Below are 13,397 nucleotides of genomic sequence, written 5' to 3' on the forward strand. Positions count from 1 at the left end.
AAGCAGGAATTGAACATCAAGCCTGTCTAGGTTTGTCTAGGTTTCATGAAGCAGATAACGACCCCAGTTTAGGTAATCGTAGAGGAACTTCTGCGTTTAGATTATTTGCATTTAATGAGGAATCAGGGGAATTTGATATTTTACTGTTTGAGCAAACTGGATTAGGTGGTTTGTACGGACCTGTTACGTCCCCTGAAATTCCTCCGTCTCCCTTTCCTTTTCCATTCCTGGAATTGCGAATAGATTCATCAGTATCGGAGGTTGTTTCATCTGCTTTTAGAGCAGAATTTGATCAATTAGGAGCTTTAAGTCCAGCTATTTATACTTTGGACGGTTTTGGTCAAGTTGTCTCAGAGCAAGTCCCCGAAACTACTTCAACTCTAGCCTTACTCGCTGTTGGAACCATGGGTGCAGGTGCAATAATCAAACGTAAGTTCAAACTCTCTAAACAAGACAAAACTAATGTCAGTTAATAATTAATAGTGGATAGTTCGAGTTAGTAACTATCCACTTATTTAATCCCTAGTATCAACTAACGTGCATAATTGGTGTATGAATTAGATGGATAAATACTAGCAGAAAATGATTTAGGGGATGAACTCTCAGAACTAAAACCAATGCAATAGTTACCAACATTTAGATAAACTTGTAAATTATATAAATACAGTTTGGATAAAAAAACAGAACGAACAAATTATTAAAGACTCCGATTTAATGAATTTTTAAAAGTTTTCAGAATTTTCTTCTTCTTCTGCCCCTAAATCATCTAAATCTTTACCAAATTTTTGTTGAGGCGGAATGGCAGCAATAATGGCATCAATCACCTTCCCAACTGGTATAATTTCGATGCCAATATCATCGGCAAAACTCTGTCCTTTGGGAACGATCGCCCTTTGAAAACCTAACTTAGCCGCTTCTTTTAATCTTAATTCCATCTGAGAAACTAAGCGAACTTGTCCCCCTAACCCTACTTCTCCTATCAAAACTGTTCTGGGGTCAACCACCCGATCCCTAAAACTGGCCACAACAGCGATGGCTACCCCTAAATCTGCCGCCGGTTCTTCTACCCCTAAACCCCCTGCTGAAGCCACATAAGCGTCTAATTTTGATAAAGGTATTCCCACCCTTTTTTCTAATACTGCTAAAATTTGTTGTAAGCGACTGTATTCTACCCCTGTAGTGGAACGACGAGGAGACGCATAGCTAGTGGGGCTGACTAACGCTTGTAACTCTACGACGATGGGACGGGTACCCTCACAAGCCACAACCGTAGCGGTTCCGGGGACAAACTCATCTCGGTTACCCAAAAATAACTCTGAGGGGTTTTCCACCTCCACTAACCCATGTTCTGCCATTTCAAAAATACCGATTTCGTGTGTTGCCCCAAAGCGGTTTTTTACCGATCGCAACAGACGATGGGAAGCGTAGCGATCGCCTTCAAAATATAATACCGTATCCACCAAATGTTCTAACACCCTCGGTCCTGCGATCGCCCCTTCTTTGGTAACATGACCCACAATAAACAACGTAATATTATCCCGTTTAGCTACTTGCATTAAAGCCGAGGTACACTCCCTTACCTGGGCTACAGAACCAGGGGCCGAAGTTAAAGCAGCAAAGTATAGGGTTTGAATACTATCAATAATAGCTACTTGGGGTTGCAAAGATTCTAACTCCCTTAAAATTTCTTCTAAGTCCGTTTCTGGGAGTATAAAAAGATTGGCTTTATCTAAACCTTGTTCTTTCTTTTTTGCTGCTTTGACCTTGCCATTTTTACCGTTACTGTCTGCTTTTTTTGCGGCAGCAACACTACTAGCTTCTGCTACTCCTAAACGAGAGGCTCGTAACTTAATTTGTTGCCCAGATTCTTCGGCAGAAACGTATAAAATACGGGGTAATCTTTGGGATAATTGGTTAGCGGTTTGTAATAATAAAGTTGATTTACCGATCCCAGGATCACCTCCGATCAAAACTAAAGATCCAGGAACAACACCACCCCCCAACACCCGATCTAACTCGTTATAACCGGATTCAAAGCGGGCTTGTTCTTCTTCTGTAATATCATTAAAGGAGACTGATATACGAGCTTTTGGGGCAACTGTGCCACGATGATCGCCACGGTTATTTGATTGCCACCCACCCCTTGCGGCTCCCACAGGAGAGGTAGAAGCGTTTACGGTTTGTTCTTGTAAAGTTCCGTATGCTTGACAAGCTTCACATTTGCCGAACCACTGAGGATATTCGGCCCCACAATTGCTACAAACATAAACAGTTCGTGTTTTAGCCATAATGAAATTTAAAGAAACGTTAAAAAAATTAAAAAAATACTGGATATTAGGAAAAAAACCCGAGAAAATGATAAGGAGTATTAAGAGGACAATTCTCTTTGAACTCAAAGGATGTTTAGATTCTAAAACAAGGATTTAGGCTTAAGAATAGGGAAAAAGGGATATTCTCGATTATAGGGAGATCCGTGGACAACCATTCAACTTAAAGATTAGCAACTTTACTTAGTATTAGGGAGCGTGGGCGAAATTGGAAACACATAAAGAGAAAATTTTAGTGGTGGACGACGAGGCGAGTATCCGTCGTATTTTAGAAACCCGTCTTTCTATGATTGGTTACGATGTGGTGACGGCAGCTGATGGTGAGGAAGCTTTAGATATCTTTCACGACGCTATTCCTGACTTGGTGGTATTGGATGTGATGATGCCTAAGTTGGATGGTTATGGGGTATGTCAGGAGTTACGCAAAGAATCAGACATTCCTATCATCATGTTAACTGCTCTGGGAGATGTGGCCGATCGCATTACGGGTTTAGAATTGGGTGCTGATGATTATGTGGTCAAACCCTTTTCACCCAAAGAGTTAGAAGCACGAATTCGCTCTGTGTTGAGACGGGTGGAAAAAAATGGCGCACCAGGAATTCCTAGTTCTGGGGTTATTGCTATTGCTTCGATTAAAATTGATACCAATAAACGCCAAGTTTACAAGGGAGATGAGCGTATCCGTTTGACTGGAATGGAATTTAGCTTATTGGAGTTATTAGTTAGTCGTTCGGGGGAACCGTTTTCCCGTTCTGAGATTTTACAAGAGGTATGGGGTTATACTCCTGAACGTCATGTGGATACGAGGGTAGTGGATGTGCATATTTCCCGTTTACGGGCAAAATTAGAAGACGATCCCAGTAACCCTGAACTGATTTTAACCGCTAGGGGAACTGGTTATTTATTTCAACGTATTTTAGAACCGGGGGAGGAACCTTAAGGAAGTTAGAATTTCCCTACCGGAAATACCGAAACTATGGGACAAAGGTTGTTTTTGAGACAGAGATTGATAGTCCGTCTCAAAAACTATTCGCATTCTCAGGCAAAATTTTAAACCCAATTATTTTCCCTAAAGGTTAAGCTCTTAACACCGAACTCAGCTTGGGAACTATTGATACTGAATTATTGTCTATTAATCATCTATCAGCGATTGACACTTTAAAGTTGCTATTGTTATAGTTTCAAAAATAAAAAATTGCTCAATTGTGGTGTGTGGGAAGTGTAAAAAATGAGATTATCGGTGGTTATTCCCTGTTTTAATGAAATTGGGACTATTGGTCAAGTTATCGAAGCAGTGAAAGCGTCTCCTGTAAAAAATTGCGAGATTATTATAGTAGATGATTGTTCCACCGATGGCACAAGAGAATTGCTACAATCCAAATTAGAACCGTTGGTTGATCAAGTTATTTATCATCGTAAAAATAGGGGAAAAGGGGCTGCACTAAGGACTGGTTTTGCGTCAGTAACAGGAGATATCGTCATTGTTCAAGACGCAGATTTAGAATACGATCCCCAAGAATATCCTTTAATGATAGAACCTATTCTCAAAGGTAAAGCAGATGTGGTTTTTGGTTCCCGGTTTCAGGGGAGTCGTCCCCATCGGGTTGTTTATTATTGGCACATGGTGGGTAATAAGTTTCTCACGACGTTATCCAATATGTTGACTAACATTAACCTAACGGATATGGAAACTTGTTATAAAGCGTTCAAACGAGAGGTTATCCAAAGGATTAAGGTTGAGGAGAGTCGTTTTGGGTTTGAACCAGAAATTACGGCAAAAGTGGCTAAGATGGGGTGTCGTATTTATGAAGTTGGCATTTCTTACTACGGGAGAACTTATAAGGAAGGCAAGAAGATTGGTTGGAAAGATGGATTTCAGGCTATTTATTGTATTTTAAAGTACAATTTAACTTAACCTGTTAAACTTTGAACACACTCCATCTAAATCAAAATTTCCTTACTTGACACAGCAAAATATCTAGATTGTCTCTCTTGTCGCTCTCCTTAGTTTTTCCCAAATTGGGTTAACCCTTCCGATTAAAAAGGGATTGTATTTTCAATTTCGGGATACTTGTCAATTATTTTAAGAAGAGCTTCTTTAGCTGTCTGTCTAACTTCTTTATCTTTATCTTGTAAAGATTTAATTAAGGGTTCTCCAAAAACTTGATTAATATACACTCCAGATTGAGCTAAAAAATTTATTGCCTTAACATTTTCATCTAATACACTTATAAAAAGTGAATGTATTTCTGACCAAATTCTTAAATCTGTAGAAGTTAGGGGTGCTAGATAATTAAACACATCATAATGACCATTGATAATAGCCATTTCTAGTGTAGTTCCTGTATTGTTATCAAATAAATTAACATTGGCACCAGCTTTGACTAATAGCTTGACAATATCTAGATAACCATAGGAGGCGGCTGTTGTTAATGGAAGATTGTCTGCAACTATTAGATTAGGATTTGCTTCTACTTCTATTAATTTTTTAATAATTGTAGTATTTTCTGATTCAATTGCTGACTCAAGAGGTCTTTCTCCTCGAACAGTTCGACGTTCCACAACTTCTAGATCAGTAGCAATCAGTTTTCTGATTGTTTTTAGATCATTTGTCTCAATAGCTAATAGTAATTTTTCTAGGTTTTTGTCAGCCATATTTTTACTAATATAATAATATTAAAACCAAAAATTCAATACCTCATGAGTCTGGGAAATGGTATGTAAAATTATTGATTTCAGAATATGTCGTTTAAATAGGTGTTAGCTTAACCTTGATTATCTACCTAACAACAATCTTGTCTCCTTCGCTGCTTTGTTCATCGCTTGTTCTGGAGTCATTTGATCTGTGATAGCAGCACTCAAATAACGTTGTAAAATATCGGAAGCTTGGGCGTATTGAGCAATGGGAGGCCGTAAGGCAGCATTTTCCACTACTTGCAATAATTGAGAATAATGGGGATATTTGGCCAAAATTTCAGGATCGTTAAATAAAACCCGACGACTGGGAACATATCCCGTAGAAAGGATAAACCTTCTTTGTATGTCTTCGCTGCTGAAGAATTTAGCCACTTCCCAGGCTGCATCTGGGTGTTGACTGGTACTACTAATACCCAAACCCCAACCCCCTAAACAAGCTCCACTGGACTGTTTGGGGGCGTGAACCATCGGTTTAATGGCAAATTTACCTTTAATGGGAGAATCTTCGGCGGATAGAAGTCCGAACGCATAAGGCCAATTCCGCATAAATACAGCGTCTCCGTTTTGAAAGAGGCGACGGGCTTCTTCTTCAGCATAAGTAGTAATACCTGGGGGTGAAACCTGTTCCGTTAAGGTACTGCGCAAAAATTTTACTGCTTCTATGGCTTCGGGAAGGTCTAAACCCACTTCGAGGGTATCTGGATCGACCCAAAAAGCCCCATATCCAGCTAGAACCTCGACAAACATAGCTGGTAGCCCTTCGTACTGTTTTCCCTGCCACAAATAGCCCCATTCTGCTAGGTTTTGTCCTTGCAAAGTTTGAGATATTTCTAATAAGTCCCCAAAAGTTTCGGGGGGTTGATAGCCACCTTGAGCCAATAAATCGGTACGATAATAAAGCATTCCCCCATCAGATCGCACCGGCATTCGATATAATTCCCCTTGATAGCGTCCCCCATTGATGTCTCCTTCTAAAAAGGCAGATAATTCTGTTTCTGAGATGCGATCTGATAGACTTCTTAACCACCCGGCTGCGGCGAACTTAGGAACCCAAACAATATCCATAAAAACGAGATCGTAAGGGGAATTACCCAGTAAAAATGAGGAGGTGTACAAGTCTTCCACTTGGTTACTTGCGTTTGGCCCTTCTATAATTTCTAGTTCAATATCGGGGTGTTTTTCGTTAAATTCTTGCACAAAGGGTTCCCATTGGGCTGCTTCTAAGGCTTGCATTAACAGGGTTACTCTCACCGCAGAAGCATCTAGACGAGGGATAATCACTGCTAAAATTAGGCATAAACAGAGGGCGACGGGGATGGCAAAACGAATGACCGCAGAAAGTCTCTTGAAAAAGGAATTCATGGGTTGTTAGGTTTTCATTCTGTACTGAGTTTTTGAGATGATAGAGATTGGGTGAGGATGTAATAAGAGGTTTAATGGCTTCAATAGTCTATTTCTCGGCTACTTCTGTGACTTCTACTTCATTGTCACGAAAATGAGCTTTAAATCGCTTCTCAAATTGAACTAATACAGGTAGATTTGCACTAACGGGCCGACCCTGCCAGGTGGTGACAATATCGATTATCTCCCCTTCCATTCCTTTTAGGTCAAAAGGTTGTTTTTTATGTTCAGGATGATGATAAACAATAACAGATTCTATAATGCGAACGCGATCACCAATTTTCATATTCATTAACTCTATCAAGGCTGTTTATGGGCATAATTTACAGTTTTACTATTTTGCCATAGAGTGTACCGTAATCACAGGATGACGAAAATTACTTGTGTTTTAGTGGAGTGAAAATGATATTTTACATTTCACTCCATAGGTTAAATAATATGAAGAATGCTTGAGATTTTGTTAATTAAATTATTATAATTAAAGCTTATCTTCAAATCTCCACAGAATGCTCTTTCCACTTTTTAGAAAGCAGTTATCTTATCGACGAGTTGCGGTTATTCTTGGTCGATTAATTATTATTGAGTTACTGTTATTAGCGTTTGGTATATTAGCAGTTCGTCAAACATATTATACATATCACAATCCTTCTTTGCTCTCATCTCAATCTTCGGACGTTAACGCTTTATTTCCCACAGTTCCTTTAGCTTTATCTAATGCTATTACTAATGATAACACAAGACAGATTACACAAATTTTAAATACTAATTATCGTGGTTTACAAGGATTAATAATTACAGATACACAAAAGAAAAATATTGTTAACTATTCTTATAAAAATTCTCAACATAAATCAAATTGGATTAATAATATCTTAGTTAAAAATATTAATAAATATCCTCATCATTTACTGTTAAACCCTCTCTCTTTACAAGCTCAAAGTTATTACTTTAAAGATGAAAAAAAGGAAAATGATCATGAAAAATATATTGATGAACAATCAATTATTGCTCGAGTTTATTATATTAGGGATACTTCTGAAAATTTTGCAAAAGAATTACTGCGATGGTTGCAAAATCCTTTTAAAAAAAACACTATTTTTCCCATTTATAATTTAACCATATTATTGTTTATAATTGGGGGGTTATTTATCTGGAGTTTTACTGAGTGCTTTTTAAGTTATCGACTTTTAATTCTCAGAAAAAAGGAACAACTTTTCCAAAAATTAAAATTAGAACAACAATTGGTCAAACAAGAAACAGAAAAAAGAAAAATTGCTGATCAGAATCAAAAAATATTAGAGAATCAACATATCCAACTGCAAAAAGAAATTTCCCTTCTCCAAAACAATCTTAAAGAAAAAGTTGTTCAAAATTCTCGTTTAATAGAGGAAAGAGAAAAAGAACATCAAAAGTTAGAATCATTAGAAATTCATCAAACTCAAAAAATACGAAACCTCCAAGCTATTATCGAAGAATATGAACAAGAAATCTTGATTTTGGAAATATGGCAAGATAAATCTCAGGAATTAGAAGACATCAAACAAGAAAGAAACTATCTATTATTACAATTAGAAGAACAGCAAAATTTAGAACAAACAAGCAAAAATCAAATTCAATCTCTCAGAGAAAAGATTGAAACTTTAATAACTCAAAATAGAGAGAATAAAGAAAAAATAAATAATTTACAAGAATTACAATTATCTAACGAAAAATCAATTCAACAACGGGAAGAAACTATACAAAAAGAATTTGAGAGACAAATTAGTTTAGTTAAACTAGAATCTCAGTATGCTTTTGAAGAAGCACAAAATATAGAGCAAGAAAAAGAAAGACTAATACTACAAAATAAAACCCTCAGAGAAAATTTAAACTCAGAAATTGAAAAGAATAAATATCTAGAATTTGTCTTAGAAACCTACAAAGAGGAAAACGATACAATCATTAATGAATCCCTAAACATTAATAATAATCCTTCCATTCCTACCTCTAACTTAACTAATATCTCCAGTAGAAAAGCTATTAAAGCTTTCCGAAAATTAGGGTTTCAAAAACATAGACACAGTGGGGATCACTTTATTCTTAAAAAAATAGAAACCAATACCATTACTTTTCCCATACCTCATCCCCGACAAGAAGTTAATCCACTAACCCTAAAAAATATCCTAGTACAAACTAATACAGATTTAGAGGAGTTTTTAAATAATCTGTAAAGTTTTGAGACTATTTATTACTTTTTTAAAACCGTGTTTCTGCCCAACGAGCAACATTGTTTAAAATAGCGTGGGGGTTATCAAAAGCTTTCATAAAAATTTGATGGTAATAACATTCTTCTGCTGATCTTAACTTCATGTCAGAATGTTCTTTTTGGTATTGTTTCGCCTGTTGTTCATTCATTACATCTTTGAGGGTTTCTGTTAATAAGTCAACTGTCCCACTTCCCTCGTCAAATTGTTCTTTTTTGCGCCAAACAATTTCCTCTGGTAACATATCTTCAAACGCCTTTCGTAAAATCCATTTTTCCACAGGAGGAGTTCCCTTGAGTTTTAAATGGGCAGGAATTTTTTGACCTAGTTCGATCATTTTTAGGTCTAAAAATGGGACTCTACCCTCGATAGAATGGGCCATAGTCAAACGATCAACACGCTGTAGATTAATGTTGTGTAAACTATTAACCGATCGCCTTAATTCTGTGTGCAAAATATTATCATCAGGAATATCTTTATAGTAGGTATAACCTGCAAAAAGCTCGTCTGCTCCTTCCCCTGTCAAAATAACTTTTACATATTCAGAGGCTAAACGAGAAGTAAAATAACAAGGGATACCGCTTCTAACTAAGTCTTGATCGAAGGATTCTAAATAATAAATAATCTCTGGTAATTTTGCGATCGCTTCTTCGGGAGTAATAATATATTCGTGGTGTATAGTTCCTAAATATTCCGAAACCAAACGAGCTGCATTAATATCTTTACTTCCTGCAATACCCACAGAAAAAGTATGTAGTTCAGATTTATGTTTTTTGGCTACAGCAGCAATTATACTACTGTCTAATCCCCCCGATAAAAAAGCTCCTAAAGGTACATCTGACATCAATCTTTTGACCACAGATGCTTCTACTGTCTCGCGTATTTCTTGTAGTAAATCGTCTACATTAATATCCTTTTCTGGGGGAATATCTGGTAATGTATAGTATTGAGAAAACCCTGTTTCTGATGAAAAGAAATGTCCTGGGGGAAACTCCTCTACATTCTCACAAAATTGAGTAATCGCTTTTAATTCTGAAGCAAACCAGAAGTTACCATCTTTCTCGCTATAGTAAAGGGGTTTGATGCCAATAGGATCTCGGGCTGCCATAAACTTGTTATCATCGATGATAGCAAAGGCAAACATTCCATCTAGTTCATTTACTGCGGTGATGCTTTTTTCTTTGTATAGATGTAAAACAACTTCAGTGTCACTCTTAGTTAAAAATTTGTATTTTTTGGCTAACTCTGGTAATAATTGAGGATAGTTATAGATTTCTCCGTTGCCAATAATTGCTTGGGAATTTTCTTGAGCGTGAATGGGTTGATCACCTCCATCCACATCCATAATACTAAGTCTTTGATGTCCCAAAATCCCCGAACCGTCGGGAACCTTAAAAATACCTTGTGCATCTGGACCACGATGAGTAATACTCCTCATCATAGCCTCTACACTAACTTGCTCCGTTTGTCCCCAGATTCCAGCAATACCACACATAACTTTTTTAGAACGCTACCTCTGAGCGTAGTGTAATAATCTGGAGTCCATCCAAAAACCCAAGAATAATTTAACAAATACCTTTAGAGTACATCTAGGGCGAACGATGGGACTCGAACCCACGAATGGCGGAACCACAATCCGCTGCCTTAACCACTTGGCTACGCTCGCCATAAGCGTTTCCTATTTTAACATAGTTTTTTGCTTCTGCACAAATATTTATGACGTTTTTCAAAAATAAGCTGATATTAGTGCTGTTGTCATAGCCTACAGTTCTAGTGTACCCATAAACTGTTTCCCGCTTAATTTGGTTAAGAACTAGGTTTAATACTGGAACATTCTTCTACTTTTTTAACAGTGGATCTTATAGTATTTGGCATAGTTATATATCCCCAACTATTAATAAGTTTGGTGTACATAGTATCAGTATAAAGTTTATAAGGTAAATAACCATAAGTAATTTTTGATATGGGAATATTTTTTATTTTCCGATAATGTTTTTCTTTGATTTTTTGCTCACGTTGTTTTTGTAAATCTGATGAATAACTCGGGTATGGATAATATCCATTCCATTGAAGTATTTCGTTAGTTCTTCTACCAGTCCTGGCATCCATATCTTCTTCCGTTTCAATTTCAAGCTCAGAATCTAAGGGTTTTAGTATTTTTCTTTGTACACTAAATCCTAATCTATTTTCACTATACTTAGTCCATAGGCTATCAATTTTTAAGAGGTCTTTGCAGGAAATATCATCAATTATAATTTTCTGATGAAACTGACCAAGAGTAATAAAATTTACAAAATCAGATAATGGATATCTCTGTTGATTTGTAATCTCTTCCATCAACAAGCTTGTTTCATAATCAGCCTTCTCCCAATCTTGTGTACTTAATAGTTTTTCTAGATTACTATAGTGTAGTTCTTCTTGTCGATTAGCTCTATTAATTTTCAATATTTCTAAAGTTCTTAATGTAGCAAATATCAAAAATATGAATATTAGTAATTGATAAAATTTTTTAGTTGTTATTAAAGACATTTAACCTATAAAAATATTGCAAAACCAACATATTATTATAAGATAAAAAATTAGCTATAATAAACCAAGAGGAAGTTGTATGAAAATTGCTATCTTGTCCCAAGATGCTTCAATCTACTCTACCAAAAGACTCAAAGAAGCTGGCGAAGAATTAGGACATGATATGCGTGTGGTTAACTATCTTCGTTGCTACATGAACATTACTTCCCATAAACCCGAAGTTTATTACAATGGTGCGCTCCTAGAAACTTTCGACGCAATTATCCCCCGTATTGCCGCCTCTAAAACCTTTTACGGTACAGCAGTGGTTCGTCAGTTTGAAGTCATGGGAGTTTTTAGTGCAAACGAATCGCAAGCAATTTCTCGTTCTCGGGATAAACTGCGTTGCTTGCAAATTCTGTCAAGAGATGGCATTGGTTTACCGGTGACAGGATTTGCCCATGCGACACAGGATATCGATGGGTTACTAGAATTTGTCGGGGGTGCGCCGGTGGTGATTAAATTATTAGAAGGGACTCAAGGAATCGGGGTGGTTTTGGCAGAAACGCGTAACGCAGCCAAATCTGTCATAGAAGCCTTTCGTCAACTGGATGCCAACATTTTAGTACAAGAATTCATTAAAGAGGCTGCAGGAGTAGATTTACGTTGTTTCGTCGTTGGGGGAAAAGTTGTTGCAGCGATGAAACGGAAAGGAGCAGAAGGTGATTTTAGATCCAACCTGCATCGGGGAGGAAAAGCAGACATGGTTAAATTGACCCCAGAAGAACGAACAACTGCTGTCAAGGCTGCCAAATCAATGGGATTAAAGGTTGCCGGAGTAGATATGCTACGGTCTAATCAAGGTCCAGTAGTGATGGAAGTTAACTCTTCTCCTGGAATAGAAGGGATCGAAAAAGCATCCGGTATCGATGTTGCTAAAAAGATTATCGAATTCTTAGCCAAAAACGCCCCCTCTGGAAATACCGGCGATCGTATTCAGTTTTAGTTTCCGAGTTAAGGAGCGAAATATAGAGTGTCAGCTTTAATTTTGTCTGGATTTTACCTCCTCAATTCTGAATTTCAATTATGGTGTCATGACCAACCAAACCTTAGAAATCGGTGGAGTAGCGATCGCTCCCAGTCAAAAACAACGTCTAGAGATTCCTGTCGCTCAACTCCCCACCAGAACAATTATTTCTTTGCCGGTGGTGGTGATTAATGGTCAATACGATGGTCCAATATTGTGGTTAAGTGCAGCTATTCATGGGGATGAAATCAACGGGGTTGAGATCATTCGACAAATTTTAAGCAAAATTACCGCTAAATATTTATACGGAGCAATTATTGCCGTTCCGGTGGTGAATGTCTTTGGTTTCATCGAACAATCTCGCTATTTGCCCGATCGTCGCGATCTAAACCGTTCTTTTCCCGGTTCCTCTCAAGGATCGTTAGCATCCCGTCTAGCCCATTTATTTATGACACAAATCGTCAACCAGAGTACCCACGGCATCGATTTACACACCGCAGCCAAACCGAGAACAAATTTACCCCAGATTCGGGCTAATCTGCTGGATACGGAGACTTATCGTTGCGCTCAAGCCTTTGGCGCACCTCTGATGATTCATGCTACTACTAGGGATGGTTCCTTGCGTCAGGCTGCCAGTAAACGAGGAATTCCCGTATTGTTATACGAAGCCGGAGAAGCTTGTCGTTTTGATTCAGAAGCTATAGAAATCGGAGTCAGAGGGATTTTACAGGTGATGGATTTATTAGAAATGTATACCCATCCTCTCACTGAGGAGACATCATCCCCATCCCATTCCCTAGAAATAGAAAAAACAAAGTGGATTAGGGCTTCTCGTAGTGGATTACTGCATTTACAAGTTAACTTGGGGGACAAAATTGCCAAAAAACAACTTTTGGGCATTATTACCGATGCTTTTGGGGAAACTCAAGCAAAAATTCGTTCTCCTTATCAAGGTGTGGTTATTGGTCAAGTACAGAATCCTTTGGTTAATCAAGGAGATGGTATCGTTCATGTGGCTCTGATTAAAGCTTAGAACCTGAGTTCCATATAAGAAAATTTGTCGATCTCAGGAGTCTCAAACACTGATTATCTCACTAAAAAAACTTAACTCCTGACTCCTGACTCCTGACTCCTAACTTCTGACTCCTGACTCCTAACTTCTGACTCCTGACTCCTAACTTCTGACTCCTGACT

11 protein-coding genes, 1 tRNA gene and 1 pseudogene are annotated in these 13,397 nt (G+C 37.6%); 6 read left to right on the top strand and 7 right to left on the bottom strand.

The window, feature by feature from the left end; all coding sequences use genetic code 11:
* Positions 1-473, top strand: a pseudogene (locus P9B04_RS22120) (hypothetical protein); the annotation flags it as partial.
* A 249-nt stretch (positions 474-722) separates the two neighbouring features.
* Here the strand turns inward: P9B04_RS22120 and radA are convergent.
* Positions 723-2,288: a DNA repair protein RadA gene (radA, locus tag P9B04_RS22125; protein ID WP_342057125.1), complete on the bottom strand. Its 1,566-nt coding sequence runs from the start codon at positions 2,286-2,288 to the stop codon at positions 723-725.
* Between the two features lie 247 nt (positions 2,289-2,535).
* Between radA and rpaB the strand changes: the two genes are divergently transcribed.
* Both rpaB and P9B04_RS22135 read left to right on the top strand, forming a co-directional pair.
* The gene (gene rpaB / locus P9B04_RS22130; RefSeq protein WP_342057126.1) at positions 2,536-3,267 is read left to right on the top strand and encodes a response regulator transcription factor RpaB; all 732 of its coding nucleotides are present in this window, start codon (positions 2,536-2,538) and stop codon (positions 3,265-3,267) included.
* A 288-nt stretch (positions 3,268-3,555) separates the two neighbouring features.
* The gene (locus P9B04_RS22135) at positions 3,556-4,242 is read left to right on the top strand and encodes a glycosyltransferase family 2 protein (RefSeq protein WP_342057127.1); all 687 of its coding nucleotides are present in this window, start codon (positions 3,556-3,558) and stop codon (positions 4,240-4,242) included.
* Between the two features lie 122 nt (positions 4,243-4,364).
* Here P9B04_RS22135 and P9B04_RS22140 read toward each other — a convergent pair whose 3' ends face one another.
* The 3 genes from P9B04_RS22140 to P9B04_RS22150 form a co-directional block, all read right to left on the bottom strand.
* On the bottom strand, positions 4,365-4,982 hold the full coding sequence (locus P9B04_RS22140) for an ankyrin repeat domain-containing protein (RefSeq protein WP_342057128.1): 618 nt from the start codon (positions 4,980-4,982) through the stop codon (positions 4,365-4,367).
* A 120-nt stretch (positions 4,983-5,102) separates the two neighbouring features.
* A complete protein-coding gene (locus tag P9B04_RS22145; RefSeq protein ID WP_342057129.1) occupies positions 5,103-6,386 on the bottom strand; it encodes an ABC transporter substrate-binding protein in 1,284 nt (427 codons plus the stop codon).
* An 88-nt stretch (positions 6,387-6,474) separates the two neighbouring features.
* Complete coding sequence (locus P9B04_RS22150) at positions 6,475-6,711, bottom strand: ferredoxin-thioredoxin reductase variable chain (RefSeq protein ID WP_342057144.1); 237 nt, start codon at positions 6,709-6,711, stop codon at positions 6,475-6,477.
* Positions 6,712-6,931: 220 nt separating this feature from the next.
* On the opposite strand from P9B04_RS22150, the gene P9B04_RS22155 reads away from it, so the two are divergent.
* Complete coding sequence (locus P9B04_RS22155; RefSeq protein WP_342057130.1) at positions 6,932-8,635, top strand: type II toxin-antitoxin system HicA family toxin; 1,704 nt, start codon at positions 6,932-6,934, stop codon at positions 8,633-8,635.
* Between the two features lie 25 nt (positions 8,636-8,660).
* On the opposite strand, the gene asnB is transcribed toward P9B04_RS22155, so the two are convergent.
* The 3 genes from asnB to P9B04_RS22170 form a co-directional block, all read right to left on the bottom strand.
* Entirely contained in the window at positions 8,661-10,163 is a 1,503-nt protein-coding gene (gene asnB, locus P9B04_RS22160; protein WP_342057131.1) for an asparagine synthase B, read from the bottom strand.
* Positions 10,164-10,261: 98 nt separating this feature from the next.
* Positions 10,262-10,334: transfer RNA gene (locus P9B04_RS22165), tRNA-His, on the bottom strand.
* A gap of 140 nt (positions 10,335-10,474) precedes the next feature.
* Entirely contained in the window at positions 10,475-11,197 is a 723-nt protein-coding gene (locus P9B04_RS22170; protein ID WP_342057132.1) for a GUN4 domain-containing protein, read from the bottom strand.
* 79 nt (positions 11,198-11,276) lie between these two features.
* Between P9B04_RS22170 and rimK the strand changes: the two genes are divergently transcribed.
* Together rimK and P9B04_RS22180 are read left to right on the top strand one after the other, a co-directional pair.
* Entirely contained in the window at positions 11,277-12,182 is a 906-nt protein-coding gene (gene rimK, locus P9B04_RS22175; RefSeq protein WP_342057133.1) for a 30S ribosomal protein S6--L-glutamate ligase, read from the top strand.
* An 88-nt stretch (positions 12,183-12,270) separates the two neighbouring features.
* Positions 12,271-13,236, top strand: coding sequence for a succinylglutamate desuccinylase/aspartoacylase family protein (locus P9B04_RS22180; protein ID WP_342057134.1), 966 nt, complete (start codon positions 12,271-12,273; stop codon positions 13,234-13,236).
* Positions 13,237-13,397 lie beyond the last annotated feature (161 nt).

Source organism: Crocosphaera sp. Alani8 (genome assembly GCF_038442745.1).
Lineage (GTDB): Bacteria > Cyanobacteriota > Cyanobacteriia > Cyanobacteriales > Microcystaceae > Crocosphaera.

What these genes read in the sequence shown, in the direction of transcription:
- P9B04_RS22180 (WP_342057134.1), top strand. Translation starts at nt 12,271, where the DNA reads ATGACCAACCAAACCTTAGAAATCGGTGGAGTAGCGATCGCTCCCAGT.
- P9B04_RS22150 (WP_342057144.1), bottom strand. Translation starts at nt 6,711, where the DNA reads ATGAAAATTGGTGATCGCGTTCGCATTATAGAATCTGTTATTGTTTAT.
- rimK (WP_342057133.1), top strand. Translation starts at nt 11,277, where the DNA reads ATGAAAATTGCTATCTTGTCCCAAGATGCTTCAATCTACTCTACCAAA.
- P9B04_RS22135 (WP_342057127.1), top strand. Translation starts at nt 3,556, where the DNA reads ATGAGATTATCGGTGGTTATTCCCTGTTTTAATGAAATTGGGACTATT.
- P9B04_RS22140 (WP_342057128.1), bottom strand. Translation starts at nt 4,982, where the DNA reads ATGGCTGACAAAAACCTAGAAAAATTACTATTAGCTATTGAGACAAAT.
- P9B04_RS22170 (WP_342057132.1), bottom strand. Translation starts at nt 11,197, where the DNA reads ATGTCTTTAATAACAACTAAAAAATTTTATCAATTACTAATATTCATA.
- P9B04_RS22145 (WP_342057129.1), bottom strand. Translation starts at nt 6,386, where the DNA reads ATGAATTCCTTTTTCAAGAGACTTTCTGCGGTCATTCGTTTTGCCATC.
- P9B04_RS22155 (WP_342057130.1), top strand. Translation starts at nt 6,932, where the DNA reads ATGCTCTTTCCACTTTTTAGAAAGCAGTTATCTTATCGACGAGTTGCG.
- radA (WP_342057125.1), bottom strand. Translation starts at nt 2,288, where the DNA reads ATGGCTAAAACACGAACTGTTTATGTTTGTAGCAATTGTGGGGCCGAA.
- asnB (WP_342057131.1), bottom strand. Translation starts at nt 10,163, where the DNA reads ATGTGTGGTATTGCTGGAATCTGGGGACAAACGGAGCAAGTTAGTGTA.